12 protein-coding genes are annotated in these 13,850 nt (G+C 65.1%); 4 read left to right on the forward strand and 8 right to left on the reverse strand.

From position 1 onward, the window contains the following. Positions 1-11 precede the first annotated feature (11 nt). Genes BG61_RS11615 through BG61_RS11625 form a run of 3 tightly spaced genes read right to left on the reverse strand, consistent with a single transcriptional unit; the run spans position 12 to position 2,845 of the window. Positions 12-548, reverse strand: coding sequence for a DUF5943 domain-containing protein (locus BG61_RS11615; RefSeq protein ID WP_035929031.1), 537 nt, complete (start codon positions 546-548; stop codon positions 12-14). 32 nt (positions 549-580) lie between these two features. Further along, on the reverse strand, positions 581-1,552 hold the full coding sequence (locus BG61_RS11620; RefSeq protein WP_035929033.1) for a dipeptidase: 972 nt from the start codon (positions 1,550-1,552) through the stop codon (positions 581-583). Between the two features lie 18 nt (positions 1,553-1,570). Continuing rightward, complete coding sequence (locus BG61_RS11625; RefSeq protein WP_035929036.1) at positions 1,571-2,845, reverse strand: serine hydroxymethyltransferase; 1,275 nt, start codon at positions 2,843-2,845, stop codon at positions 1,571-1,573. Between the two features lie 430 nt (positions 2,846-3,275). Between BG61_RS11625 and BG61_RS11630 the strand changes: the two genes are divergently transcribed. Then, positions 3,276-4,271 (forward strand): GlxA family transcriptional regulator, encoded by a 996-nt coding sequence (locus tag BG61_RS11630; protein WP_035929038.1) that lies wholly within the window; start codon positions 3,276-3,278, stop codon positions 4,269-4,271. Positions 4,272-4,342: 71 nt separating this feature from the next. On the opposite strand, the gene fdhA is transcribed toward BG61_RS11630, so the two are convergent. Continuing rightward, a complete protein-coding gene (gene fdhA, locus BG61_RS11635) occupies positions 4,343-5,542 on the reverse strand; it encodes a formaldehyde dehydrogenase, glutathione-independent (protein ID WP_035929041.1) in 1,200 nt (399 codons plus the stop codon). 127 nt (positions 5,543-5,669) lie between these two features. Continuing rightward, positions 5,670-7,325: a trimethylamine N-oxide permease gene (locus BG61_RS11640; protein WP_035929043.1), complete on the reverse strand. Its 1,656-nt coding sequence runs from the start codon at positions 7,323-7,325 to the stop codon at positions 5,670-5,672. Positions 7,326-7,717: 392 nt separating this feature from the next. On the opposite strand from BG61_RS11640, the gene betI reads away from it, so the two are divergent. Genes betI through betA form a run of 3 tightly spaced genes read left to right on the forward strand, consistent with a single transcriptional unit; the run spans position 7,718 to position 11,520 of the window. After that, complete coding sequence (gene betI, locus BG61_RS11650) at positions 7,718-8,305, forward strand: transcriptional regulator BetI (RefSeq protein WP_035929048.1); 588 nt, start codon at positions 7,718-7,720, stop codon at positions 8,303-8,305. A gap of 47 nt (positions 8,306-8,352) precedes the next feature. Further along, the gene (gene betB / locus BG61_RS11655; protein WP_035929050.1) at positions 8,353-9,822 is read left to right on the forward strand and encodes a betaine-aldehyde dehydrogenase; all 1,470 of its coding nucleotides are present in this window, start codon (positions 8,353-8,355) and stop codon (positions 9,820-9,822) included. A 12-nt stretch (positions 9,823-9,834) separates the two neighbouring features. Next, positions 9,835-11,520: a choline dehydrogenase gene (gene betA, locus BG61_RS11660; protein WP_035929052.1), complete on the forward strand. Its 1,686-nt coding sequence runs from the start codon at positions 9,835-9,837 to the stop codon at positions 11,518-11,520. A 38-nt stretch (positions 11,521-11,558) separates the two neighbouring features. Here betA and BG61_RS11665 read toward each other — a convergent pair whose 3' ends face one another. From BG61_RS11665 to BG61_RS43930, 3 genes are all read right to left on the reverse strand, one after another. Next, positions 11,559-12,977, reverse strand: coding sequence for an MFS transporter (locus tag BG61_RS11665; RefSeq protein ID WP_035929054.1), 1,419 nt, complete (start codon positions 12,975-12,977; stop codon positions 11,559-11,561). Positions 12,978-13,147: 170 nt separating this feature from the next. Next, positions 13,148-13,411, reverse strand: a complete 264-nt coding sequence (locus BG61_RS11670) for a hypothetical protein (RefSeq protein ID WP_035929238.1) — start codon at positions 13,409-13,411, stop codon at positions 13,148-13,150. 5 nt (positions 13,412-13,416) lie between these two features. Further along, positions 13,417-13,839: a dihydroneopterin aldolase gene (locus BG61_RS43930; RefSeq protein WP_035929241.1), complete on the reverse strand. Its 423-nt coding sequence runs from the start codon at positions 13,837-13,839 to the stop codon at positions 13,417-13,419. Positions 13,840-13,850: the final 11 nt, after the last annotated feature.

A 13,850-nucleotide genomic window follows, 5' to 3' on the forward strand; every position in this document is an offset into this window, starting at 1 on the left:
TTTGCTCGTGCTTACGACGCGAGCGGCGACACTTCGAACACGCAGTGGTCGTGACCTTCCGCCGCGCATTGCGTTTCGACGGAATGCGAGCGCGGACCCTTCTTCGCCGAAGCGGAAGCCGTGTCGTTGACCCAGTCCATCGCGCCCGCGAACCAGCCTGCGAACATGTAGCAAAGCCTGCCTTCCTTGCCCGGCTGCGCCAGCACGAACGACGAGTTGCGCAGTTCGATGCGCGCGTGCGACGTGGCCGGATCGGCTTCCCGGATCGTGAAGATGCCCCAGCCGCGTTGCGACAGGCGCTTGAGGTAATGCTCGAAGACCGCCATGCCGGTCAGGCCGTGCTGCTTTGCTTCCTTGTCGCACCAGTGGTAGGCGGACTTGTAGCCGGCCTTGTAGAGAATCCCGGCGTAGGTGTCGCGGCCGAGCGCTTCCTCGACCGCCACGTGGTTGTTGGTGAAGAAATGGCGCGGCACGTACAGCATCGGCAGCGCGTCGGTGGTCCAGACGCCGGTGTTCGGATCGACGTCGATAGGCAGTTGAGGTTGCATCGTGGAGGCTCCGTGTATTTTTATCGAGGGATTCAGACGTTCCAGACTTCGCCGAACACCCGCACCCAGTTCTCGCCCATGATCTTTCTGATGCGCGTCTCGCTCCAGCCGGCGCGCTCCATCGCGGCGGTCAGGTTCGGAAACTCGCCGATCGTGCGGATGCCCTCGGGGTTCACGACCTTGCCGAAGTTCGTCAACTGGCGGTAGCGGCCCTTGTCGTGCGTGATCCAGTCGAAGAATTCGGTGCTGTAGCCCTGCGTGAAATCCGTGCCGATGCCGACCTGGTCTTCTCCGATCAGGTTGACGACGTAACCGATCGCCTCGATGTAGTCCTCCACCGTCGCATCCGGGCCGCGCCTCAGAAACGGCGCGAACATCGTCACGCCGACGAAGCCGCCCGCATCGGCGATTTCCTTCAGCTGCTCGTCGGACTTGTTGCGCGGATGCTCCTTCAGGCCCGAAGGGCAGCAGTGCGAGTAGCACACCGGTTTCTTCGACGCGGCGATCGCCTCGGACGACGTCTTGCCGCCCACGTGCGAGAGGTCGACCATGATGCCGACCCGGTTCATCTCCTGAATCACCTCGCGCCCGTAGCCCGACAGTCCGCCGTCGCGTTCATAGCAGCCGGTGCCGACCAGGTTCTGCGTGTTGTAGCAAAGCTGCACCACGTTCACGCCCAGGTCCTTGAACGCTTCGATATAGCCGAGGTTGTCCTCGAACGCATGCGCGTTCTGGAAGCCGAAGATGATGCCGGTCTTGTTCTCCTTCTTCGCGCGGTGGATGTCGGCGGTCGTGCGCACGAGCGTCAGGATCTCGCTGTACTCGCGGATCTGCTGCTTCATTTCGGCGATGTTGTCGACGGTCTTCTGGAAGCTCTCCCATACCGATACCGTGCAGTTCACCGCCGTCACGCCGCCCTTTCTCATGTCCTCGAACACGGAGCGCTCGAACTTCGAAATGTTCAGGCCGTCGATGATGATGCTGTTTTCATGCAGGTTGCTCATCTCTTGCTCCAGGTGTTCTCAGTAGATGGGGAAGCGTTCGCATAGCGCGAAGATCTCGCGGCGCACGCGCTGTTCGGTGGCGGCATGTCCTTCGGGCGAAGCGCGCAGCGCGTCGAGCACTTCGACGATCAGCCGCCCGATTTCGCGGAACTCGCTCACGCCGAAGCCGCGCGTCGTGCCCGCAGGCGTGCCGAGACGGATGCCCGACGTGACGGTCGGCTTCTCGGTATCGAAGGGAATGCCGTTCTTGTTGCACGTGATGCCCGCGCGCTCGAGCGCCTGCTCGACCTGATTGCCCTTGAGGCCCTTCGGACGCAGATCGACGAGCAGCAGATGGTTGTCGGTGCCGCCCGTCACGAGGTCGACGCCGCCCGCCTTCAGCACGTCGCCGAGCGCCTGGGCATTGGCAAGCACGTTGTCGATGTAGGTCCTGAAGCCCGGCTGCAGCGCTTCGCCGAATGCGACCGCCTTGCCCGCGATCACGTGCATGAGCGGCCCGCCCTGCAGACCGGGGAAGACGGCCGAGTTGATCTTCTTCGCGATGTCCTCGTCATTCGTCAGCACAAAGCCGCCGCGCGGGCCGCGCAGCGTCTTGTGCGTGGTGGACGTGACGACGTGCGCATGCTCGACCGGGTTCTGATGGCGGTCCGCTGCGATCACGCCGGCAATGTGCGCCATGTCGACCATCAGCTTCGCACCGGCGTTGTCGGCAATGGCGCGCAGCTTCGCGAAGTCGAGCTTGCGCGGATAGGCGGAAAAGCCCGCGATCAGCAGCGTCGGCTTGTGCTGCTGCGCCAGCTCCTCGATCTGTTCGTAGTCGATCAGCATCGTGTCGCGATTGACGCCGTACTGCACCGCATTGAACCACTTGCCCGAAAGCGCCGGCTTCGCGCCGTGCGTGAGGTGGCCGCCCGCGTCGAGCGACATGCCGAGCACGGTGTCGCCCGGCTTCGCGAGGGCGAGCATCACGGCGCCATTCGCCTGTGCGCCCGAATGCGGCTGCACGTTCGCGAACTTCGCATTGAACAGCTGTTTGATGCGATCGATGGCGAGCATTTCGATTTCGTCAACGAACTCGCAGCCGCCGTAATAGCGCTTGCCCGGGTAGCCTTCCGCATACTTGTTGGTGAGCACCGAGCCCTGTGCCTCGAGTACCGCTCGCGACACGATGTTTTCCGACGCGATCAATTCGACTTGCGACTGCTGGCGCTCCAGCTCTTTGAGGACGGCGCCGCGCACCGCTGCGTCGCGTGTGGCGAGCGGCGCTTCGAAGAAGGGATTCGGATTCGACATGTGAGGTCCGTGGGTCAGGAGAATAGGCGGTTTGCGAAGCACCGGCACCAGCCGGAAAGGCCGTTTCGTAGCGGGCTCCGATGCGTCTATTCTTGACTCTCGCCCCACGCGTCAATTTACGAATTCAGACGCGTTCTTGGCCTTTTCCGACATGCGCGTCTCTTTTCGACAAGTCAGCCGGGCGCGTTTGAGGTAAGGCCGGGTATCCCCTGAGCCCTGCCGCACCGCGACGGGTTTTGATTGCGCGCTGGCGGTGCGTGAGAAACCCTTGCCGGCCCCGTTGCGGTGCGGCATTGATTAGCGATCCACGATATATCATCCCGCTCAGGGTTTAGCCTGATGGCATGGTAGTTGCAATCGTAATCAAAATGCAGAAGTCGTCGCTCCCCACGACGAAGCACATTACAGATTCGAAGGAATCACTCCTCCCATGTCTCCCGATCGCACGGCGTCGCTGTCGCATTTCGCATTCATGCCGCTTCCGAACTTCACGATGATCGCGTTCACCAACGCCATCGAAGTGCTGCGCATGGCGAACTACCTGACCGGGCAGCCGCTCTACCGCTGGTCCATCGTGAGCCCAGACGGGGGGCCCGTCACGGCGAGCAACGGACTGTCGGTGGACACGGGGCCGGTCGAATGCGTGGGGCAGCCGGATATCGTGTTCGTGGTCGGAGGGATCGATGTTCAGCGGGCCACCACGCCCGCGCATCTTGCTGCGCTGCGCCGCTTCGCACGGCTCGGAAGCACGCTCGGAAGCCTCTGTACCGGAACCTACGCGCTAGCCCGCGCAGGACTTCTCGCAGGCTATGCGTGCGCGATTCACTGGGAGAACATGTCGGCGCTCAAGGAAGAGTTTCCCGACACGCGCTTTCTCAAGGAACTGTTCGTGATCGACCGCGATCGGGTGACCTGCACGGGGGGCGTCGCGCCGCTCGACATGATGCTCAACCTGATCGCCGCGCGGGTGGGAACGGCGCGGGTCACGCAGATCGCGGAGCAGTTCATCGTCGAGCACGTGCGCGATACGAGCGCACAGCAGCGCATGCCGCTGGTTGCGCGCCTGGGATCGGCCAACAAGTCGCTGTTCGAAGTGATCTCGCTGATGGAGAACAACATCGAGGAGCCGCTTTCGCGCGAGGAACTCGCGCGGCTGGCCGGGATGTCGCAGCGGCAGTTGCAGCGGCTCTTTCGCGAGCATCTCGGCATGACGCCGACGCACTACTACCTGACGCTGAGGCTGCGGCGCGCGCGTGAACTGCTGCTGCAGACCGACATGTCGATCATGCACATCACGATGGCATGCGGATTCCAGTCCGCATGCCATTTTTCGAAGAGCTATCGCGATGCGTTCGGCACGGCGCCCACGAGGGAACGGCGCAAGCAGGTGCCGCCGCTCGCGGCCGTGCCCGTGTTGGTGGCGTAAGCGCCACTCGGTGCACTTGCGGCCGGACCGCGCCTGGGAAGCGCCACCCGACCGCACTGCGTTGGCGGCGCTTATGCCGCCTTCAGGAGCCCATGCGGATCGATGACAAACTTCCGCGGCGCCCCGCCATCGAACTTCCGATAGCCTTCCGGCGCTTCATCGAGCGAAACGACCGACACGTTGACGATATCCGCGATCGGAAGCCGGTCCCACAGGATGGCCTGCATCAGGTTCTGGTTGTACTTCATCACGGGCGTCTGCCCCGTATGGAAGGAATGTGACTTCGCCCAGCCGAGGCCGAAACGGATGCTGAGGCTCCCCTTGCGGGCAGCGGCGTCGGCCGCGCCCGGGTCGTCGGTCACATAGAGGCCCGGAATACCGATCGCGCCAGCCGCGCGCGTGATCTCCATCAGCGAATTGAGCACCGTCGCCGGCGCTTCCTCGCTGTGTCCGCTGCTGCCGTGCCCGTGCGCTTCAAAGCCCACGCAGTCCACCGCGCAATCCACCTCGGGCTTGCCGAGAATCTGTTCGATCTGCTCGCCGAGCGTCGCGTCCCTTGAAAGATCCACGGTCTCGAAGCCCATCTTGCGCGCGTGCGCGAGACGCTCCTCGTTCATGTCGCCGACGATCGTGCAGGCTGCGCCGAGCAGCCGCGCCGACGCGGCCGCGGCCATCCCGACCGGCCCCGCACCCGCGACATACACCGTGGCGCCCGGCTTGACGCCCGCCATCACGGCGCCGTGGTAGCCCGTCGGCAGGATGTCCGAGAGGCAGGTGAGGTCGCGGATCTTCGACATCGCCTGCGCGCGGTCGGGAAACTTCAGCAGATTGAAATCGGCATACGGGACCATCACGTACTCCGCCTGCCCGCCGATCCAGCCGCCCATGTCCACGTATCCGTAGGCGCCGCCCGCACGCGACGGATTCACGTTCAGGCAGACACCCGTGTGCTGCGCCTTGCAGGTCGGGCAGCGACCACAGGCAACGTTGAACGGCACCGACACCAGATCGCCGATGGCGAGCGTTTCCACGTCCCGCCCGATCTCGATCACTTCGCCCGTGATCTCGTGGCCGAGCACGAGTCCTACCTGTGCGGTGGTGCGCCCGCGCACCATGTGCTGGTCGGAGCCGCAAATGTTCGTGCTGACCACCTTCAGAATCACGCCGTGGCCGATCGCGCGGCCACGCGGATCGACCATCTTCGGATAGTCGATCGACTGCACTTCGACCTTGCCCTGCCCCAGATAAACGACGCCGCGATTGCTGCTCATTGTTCGTCTCCATGTCTCGTTGCCGGCACGCGTGAGCCGATGTCACGCTCCGTGCAACGAGCGTAGCGCTCGCCTGACGATGAGACGTGTGTCCAACACGACACGGGTTTGGCAGAAACCGACACGCTCAATGCGCGCCGCCATAAGCGAGCCGGTGCGAAATCCACACGACGGCAACCGCGAGCGCCAGCGCGCCGAAGGGCAGCAGGTCGCGCACGCCGCGCCGCTGCGACGGCGAAGCTTCGAGTTCCATGTCTTCGGCCATGCGCGCGGGAAAGCGCCCCTTGTCCTGCCAGAAATGACGGTAGGCGAAGACCGGCAGGATCAGCAGCACCGCGATCAGGCCATTGCGCATCGTGCCCTCGCCCTGCAGGTCCGCACCCGCGCCGATGAACGCGAGGTTGGCGTAGCCGCACAGCGCGCCGAGCGCGAGCAGCCAGGTCGGGCAGCGAAACGGCCGCTTCCAGCTGCCGCGATCCATCCTGTGGATCCAGCCGGATTGCAGGTTGAGGAACACGAAGACCATATAGCAGACGTTCGAGATCGACAGCACGGTCATGTAGTCCGACATCAGCAGCAGCACGAGGTTGAAGCCGAGGTCGGTCCACATCGCGCGCGTCGGCGCGCCGTGCTCGTTCACGTGCGCGAGGAAGCGCGGCAGCCAGCCGTCCACGGACGCCTGATAGAGCGTGCGCGACGAACCCATCATCGAGGTCATCACGATCAGCAGCACCGACAGCATCAGCATCACGACGATCGCATTCGCCACCCACGCGCCGCCGCCCACCATGTGCGCCATCGCGGCGCCGACGCCCGTGCCGTCGACGATGCGCGGATCGAGCATGCCCGCCGTGCCGAGCACGCCCTGGAACGCGATCGGCACGAGCGTCATCACGACGAGGCACAGCGCGCCCGACCAGAAGATCGCCTTCGCGGTATCGCGCTTCGGATCGCGGAATTCGCGCGTGTAGCACACGGATGTCTCGAAGCCATACGACGCCCAGCCAGCCATGAACATCGCGCCCATCGCCATCGTGATGCCGGTGCCGTTCCATGCGCCGAACGCGGAGGCCGTCACGTTACCCTGTGCGTCGTGTCCCAGCGGCAGCAGCGGAAAGAGGTGCGCGAGCGGCACGTCGCCCGTGACGAACGGCACGATGCCGACGATCAGAAGCGGCGTCAGCGACGCAATGCCTAGAATGCGCTGCGTCTTCGCTGCCTTCGACGCGCCGCTGTGCTGCAGCCGGAACGTGATGAGCAGGAGCGCGGCCGCGAGCAGGAACGTGGTGTTGATGCGCAGCGTGAGACCCGCCTTGATGAACGACAGGTCCGCGATCGTGAGATGCCACGTGTTGATCGCCGCGTCGGCGGGAAAGAGCGCGGACAGCGCATAGTTCGCCGCGAGCCCGGTGCCGAGCGCGAGCATCGGCGACCACGCGAGCCAGTTGCACCATACGGAGACCGGCGCGAGCAGCTTGCTGTAACGCACCCAGCCGATCGCGCCGTACACGGAGGCCCCGCCCGACTTGTGCGGGAAAAGGCCCGAGATTTCCGCATAGGTGGCGCTCTGGATGAGGCCCATCGATATCGACGCGATCCAGATCGCCCATGCGGGCTGCCCGATGGTCGCGCATACGCCGCCTATCGTAAACAGCACGCCGGCCGGTACGCCGCTCGTCACCCAGAACGCATCCTTCCACGTCAGTCCGCGATGCAGCGCACCGTGCGGCTGTTCCGTGCGAGTGGCCATGTCGCTGCGCGCACGCAGTTCCGCTTGCTCCATCGGTCTTCTCCATTTCAGGCAGGCGCCGCCACGGGAAAGCGGCGCAGCAGGCAGTTCGAAGGAACGCCGCGCGTTGGCAGCGATGCGAATCGACGTGCATGTGTGCACTGATATGCATCGGCATGAATACGCGCAGCGGCGACGGCCATTCCGTCGAATCCGGGGCGCACATTCGGCGCGCGCCCGCGCGATCCTTGCTGCATGGATGTTTCAGAGGCCAGGCAAGCGGATGTCTCCTTCCGCACGCTGGCCGGTCGTCGGTTGCATCGAGCCGCGGAAGGGTTTCCGCGACTTTTTATTGATTGACCGTTCAATATAAAAACCTTAACATGGCCTTCGGAATTTGCAAAATAGTTCCGCTCGAAATCGCCCTATCTTTCAGTGAAGACGCCATGCCCAAGCTCGGAATGCGCGAAATACGGCGCGCGCAGTTGATCGATGCAACGCTTTCCACCATCGACGAAACCGGTCTCGGAGGAGCGACGCTCGCAACGGTTGCGCAGCGCGCAAGCATTTCGACGGGCATCGTCAGCCACTATTTCGGCGACAAGGACGGCCTGCTCGAAGCCACGATGCGGCACATCCTGCGCGATCTGTGGAATGCCACGTCGCGCCGCCGCAAGGCTGCGAAGCCGGACCCGCGCTCGAAGCTGCGCGCGGTCGTCGCCGCCAATTTCGACGCGGCGCAGGTGAGCAGCCCTGTCATGAAGACCTGGCTCGCGTTCTGGTCAGAGAGCATGCACAAGCCGCAACTGCGCCGGCTGCAACATGTGAACACGCGCCGCCTGTATTCGAATCTCTGCGCGGATTTTTCGAAGGCCCTGCCGCGCGCCGCCGCGCGCCGTGCCGCAAGCGGCCTTGCCGCGCTGATCGACGGCCTCTGGCTGCGCGGCGCCTTGTCCGGCGAACCATTCGACACGAAAGCTGCGCTGCGTCTCGCGAACGACTACATCGACCTGGTTCTCGAAGCCAGCGCCTGAGTCTTCCTCCTCTTCAGCGCATTTGACCTCATAGCAAGGAGCACGCGATGTCCGCATTCGACCTCCAACGTCTCTACATCGGCGGCACCTACGTCGATGCGACGAGCGGCGAAACCTTCGACACGCTCGACCCCGCAACCGGCGAAACGCTCGCGGCGGTACAGCAGGCGTCGGCCGCCGACATCGACCGCGCGGTCCGTTGCGCACGCGAAGGCCAGCGCGAGTGGGCGGCGATGACCGCGATGCAGCGTTCGCGCATCCTGCGCCGCGCCGTCGACCTGCTGCGCGCACGCAACGACGAACTCGCGGCGCTCGAAACACGCGACACGGGCAAGCCGATCGCCGAGACGAAAGCCGTCGATATCGTGACGGGCGCCGACGTGATCGAGTACTACGCGGGGCTCGCCACCGCCATCGAGGGCACGCAGATCCCGTTGCGCGCGGAGTCGTTCGTCTATACGCGGCGCGAGCCGCTCGGCGTGTGCGCGGGCATCGGCGCATGGAACTACCCGATCCAGATCGCGTGCTGGAAGTCGGCGCCCGCGCTCGCGGCCGGGAACGCGATGATCTTCAAGCCGAGCGAAGTCACGCCGCTCACCGCACTGAAGCTCGCCGAGATCTACACCGAAGCGGGCGTGCCGCCCGGCGTGTTCAACGTGGTGCAGGGCGACGGACGTGTCGGCGCCATGCTCGCCGCGCATCCGGAGATCGCCAAGGTGTCGTTCACCGGCGGCGTCGAGACGGGCAAGAAGGTGATGTCGCTCGCGGGGTCGTCGTCGCTCAAGGAAGTGACGATGGAACTGGGCGGCAAGTCGCCGCTCATCGTGTTCGGGGACGCCAGTCCCGAACGCGCCGCCGACATCGCGATGAGCGCCAACTTCTTCAGCTCCGGGCAGGTGTGCACGAACGGCACGCGTGTATTCGTGCAGCGCGGCATGATCGAGCAATTCGAGGCGCTCGTGCTGGAACGTGTGAAGCGCATCCGCGTGGGATCGCCCGCCGATCCGCGCACCAACTTCGGGCCGCTCGCAAGCGCCGCGCAGCTGCACAAGGTGCTCGGCTATATCGAGAGCGGCAAGCGGGAAGGCGCGCGCCTCGTCGCGGGCGGCTCGCGCATGACCGAGGGCGGCTTCGCCCGCGGGCAGTACGTCGAGCCCACCGTCTTCAGCGGCTGCCGTGACGACATGCGCATCGTGCGCGAGGAAATTTTCGGCCCCGTGATGAGCATTCTCCTGTTCGACGACGAAGACGAAGTTGTCGCCCGCGCCAACAATACGGACTACGGCCTCGCAGCGGGCGTCGTGACGGAGAATCTCGCGCGTGCGCATCGCGTGATTCATCGGCTCGACGCCGGCATCTGCTGGATCAACACGTGGGGCGAATCGGCTGCGGAGATGCCTGTCGGCGGCTACAAGCAGTCGGGCGTCGGACGCGAGAACGGCATCACGACACTCGGGCACTACACGCGCATCAAGTCGGTGCAGGTCGAGCTCGGCCCCTACCAACCCGTGTTCTGAAGGAGTCTCGCGATGAGCGCGAACGAATACGACTACATCATCGTCGGGGCGGGTTCGGCGGGCAACGTGCTCGCCACGCGCCTGACCGAGGACGCCGACGTGACCGTGCTGCTGCTCGAAGCGGGCGGCCCCGACTATCGCTTCGACTTCCGCACGCAGATGCCCGCGGCGCTCGCGTTTCCGCTTCAGGGGCGGCGCTACAACTGGGCCTACGAAACCGATCCCGAGCCGCACATGAACAACCGACGCATGGAATGCGGCCGTGGCAAGGGGCTCGGCGGGTCGTCGCTCATCAACGGCATGTGCTACATCCGCGGCAATGCGCTCGACTACGACAGCTGGGCCGAACGAAAGGGCCTCGAAAACTGGACCTATCTGGATTGCCTGCCGTATTTCCGCAAGGCCGAAACACGGGACATCGGGCCGAATGCGTATCACGGCGGCGATGGCCCCGTGCACGTGACGACCAGCAAGCCCGGAAACAATCCGCTCTTCGCCGCGATGGTCCAGGCAGGCGTGCAGGCGGGCTATCCGCGCACGGAGGACCTCAACGGCTATCAGCAGGAAGGCTTCGGGCCGATGGATCGCACGGTCACGGCGAACGGCCGGCGCGCGAGCACGGCACGCGGCTACCTGGATCGCGCGAAGCAGCGTCCCAACCTGACGATCGCCACGCACGCCGTCACCGATCGCGTCCTGTTCTCGGGCAAGCGTGCGATCGGCGTCGCGTATCTGCGCAACGGCGAGCGCGTGAGCGCGCACGTGCGCCGCGAGGTGCTCGTGTGCAGCGGCGCGATCGCCTCGCCGCAATTGCTGCAACGCTCGGGCGTCGGCCGCTCGACGTGGCTGCGCGAATTCGACATCCCGCTCGTGCTCGATCTTCCCGGCGTAGGTGAGAACTTGCAGGATCACCTCGAAATGTACATGCAGTACGAATGCAAGGAGCCGGTGTCGCTCTATCCCGCGCTGCAGTGGTGGAACCAGCCGGCCATCGGGCTCGAATGGATGCTGAACGGCACGGGGGTCGGGGCGAGCAACCAGTTCGAAGCGGGCGGCTTCATCCGCACGCGCGACGACGACCTGTGGCCCAACATCCAGTATCACTTCCTGCCGGTTGCGATCAACTACAACGGCTCGAATCCGATCAGCATGCACGGCTTTCAGGCGCACGTCGGCTCGATGCGCTCGCCAAGCCGCGGCCGCGTGAAGCTCAGGTCACGCGACCCGAACGCGCACCCGAGCATCCTCTTCAACTACATGTCCGATCCGCTCGACTGGCGCGAATTCCGCGACGCGATCCGCATCACGCGCGACATCATGCGGCAACCCGCACTGGATCGCTATCGCGGACGCGAACTGAATCCGGGCGCCGACCTGACCACCGACGCCCAGCTCGACGATTTCGTGCGTGCCCGCGCGGAGACGGCCTTCCATCCGTCGTGCTCTTGCAAGATGGGTTATGACGACATGGCGGTGGTCGACAACGAGGGCCGCGTGCACGGACTGGAGTCGCTGCGCGTCGTCGATGCATCGATCATGCCGCAGATCACCACGGGCAATCTCAACGCGCCGACCATCATGCTCGCCGAGAAGATCGCGGACAGGATTCGCGGACGTGAAGCGCTCGCGCGAGTGGATACGCCTTACTTCGTCGCGAACGGCGCCAAGGCGAGAAAGCGGGAGTTTGCAACGGTCTGAACGAGAGAGCCGCGACGACCTCGCGGCTCTTTTTCCACCTACTCGCGAACGGGACGCAGCATGCCGGCCGCTTCCGGCTCGACGGCTTCCGACACGAGCGTCTCGAGTGCCAGCCCGCGCGTTTCGATGCCGAGTATCCAGACCGCCGCGGCTGCAATGACGAAGCACATCGCGCCAAGCGAAAATACGCCGCCCTGGCCGAAGGCCGGCAACACCACGCCCACCACGTACGGCCCGATGAGCGAGCCCACGCGGCCGATGGCCGAGGCAAACCCCGAACCCGTAGCGCGTGCGCCGGTGCCGTAGAGTTCGGGCGTGTACGTGTAGAGCACGGCCCACATCGCGAAGAGGAAGAACTGCATCGCGAGACCGGCGCAGATCAGGAGCGTGGGCGTTTCCGCGTGCAGCGCGGTTTGTCCGTACACGTACGCCATGACGCCGCTGCCGACGAGCGACGCGATGCAGGTCGGCTTGCGCCCCCAGCGTTCGACGAGCCACGCCGCGCACAGGAATCCAGGAATGCCGCCAAGCGAGATGAGCACCGTGTAGAGCACGGACTTCGTCACGGCGAAGCCCGCCTGCTGCATCAGCGCGCCGAGCCATGAAGTCAGCCCGTAGAAGCCGAGCAGCGCGAAGAACCACAGCATCCATACCATGACGGTGCGCCGCCGGTACGCGGCGCTCCATATCTCGCGGAACGCGCCCCTGCCCTTCGTCGCGGCCGGTTCGTTCAGCATGGCGGGCGCGGGCAGCTCGCGCAGGCCGCGCGCCTTCATGACCTTTGCCTCGACATCGGTGAGAATCCTGTCCGCTTCCGCGAGGCGTCCGCGATGTTCGAGCCAGCGCGGCGATTCCGGGACCACGCGCCGCACGATCAGCACGAACACCGCGGGAATCGCGAGCAGCGCGAACTCGGTGCGCCAGCCGAACTGCGGCAGCACGAAGTACGAGACGACACCCGACGCGATGAAGCCGAGCGGCCAGAAACCGTCCATCAGCGCGATCAGCCGCCCGCGCGAGGCGGCCGGAACGAATTCCGACAACAAGGTCTGCGCGATCGGAAACTCCATCCCCATGCCGATGCCGAGCAGCACGCGATAGAAGATCAGCGCCTCCACGTTTCCCGCAGTCGAACAGAGATATGAGGCGAGCCCCCAGAGCACCATGCTCCACTGGAACACCGGACGCCGGCCGAAGCGGTCGGCCAGCAGCCCCGCGACGGCCGCGCCGAGCACCATGCCGAAGAAGCTCGCGCTCGCGACGAGACCCGCCATCGCGCTCGACAAGCCGAACTCCGTCCTGATCGAGCCGAGCACGAACGTCATGGTGCCGAGATCGACGGAATCGAAGAAGAATGCAATCGCGATGATGATGAAGATGGTCCGGTGATAACCGGAGAACGGCAGGCGCTCGAGTCTTGCGGCAGCGCTCGCGCGAGGCTGGTGGGCAGCAGGCATGTCATCCCCTCGTTGGTGCGGCGGCGGCCGCGTGGACGTTCCCGTTCGAAGCAATTCCAATTCAGTAGACGCCGACATAAATCGGCCACATAGAAGGAATGCGCCATCGGGATGGAACGAGTGCGCCACGGCCGCGAGGGGAACGGAACCGGGGATCGGCCTTCGACGTTTCAGGCCCGCAGGCGGGCACGCGCCGCCTGCGCGATGCGTGCAAGGGCTTCGGCGCTCAGGCGCGCCGCGATCTTCTGCACGTACTCATGGTGGCGCACTTCGAGAGGCGCGCCCAGATATTGCGCATGCAGGTAGCGGATAAGCGCGATGCGCCGATGCCGCAACGCGATGCTTTGATCGAGCAGCGCAACTGCGGCGCAGGCATCGCGCTGCCTCAACGCGAGTTCGGAAAGACGCGAGGTTTCAAGACGCGTCGAGTTCATCGCGCTCAGAGACAAGCCGCCGCGCGCGAACCGGCGTGCGCGCGCCATGCATCGTAGTCCGCGCGGCGCCAGTCGAGCTCGATGCCCACGCGCCGCGTGCCTTCGCGAATCTTCGGCTTGTAGAGCAGGAGCGTCACCGCATCGAGCGCGGGCCACTCGTCGAACGAGAGCGCCGCGACCTCCACTGCCAGCATTTCGAGCAGACGCGTGTGCGGCTTCTGCTCGAGAAAGCCGCTCACGCGCGCGCACCACGCTTCGTAGTCGACCAGTTCGTGCGCGGCCGCCTCGCCGGGCACGCCCCGGTACAGCAGGCTCGCATCGATCGCCACCGGCTGCGCGGCGAGATGCTCGTGCGCGTGCAGGCCGATGCGCGTCGGCACGACCAGCTCATCGACCACGATGCGCCAGCCGCGTCCGCCAGGAGACATCGGTTCGAAGG

Origin of the sequence: Caballeronia glathei, from assembly GCF_000698595.1 — a bacterium.
Classification (GTDB): Bacteria; Pseudomonadota; Gammaproteobacteria; order Burkholderiales; family Burkholderiaceae; genus Caballeronia; species Caballeronia glathei.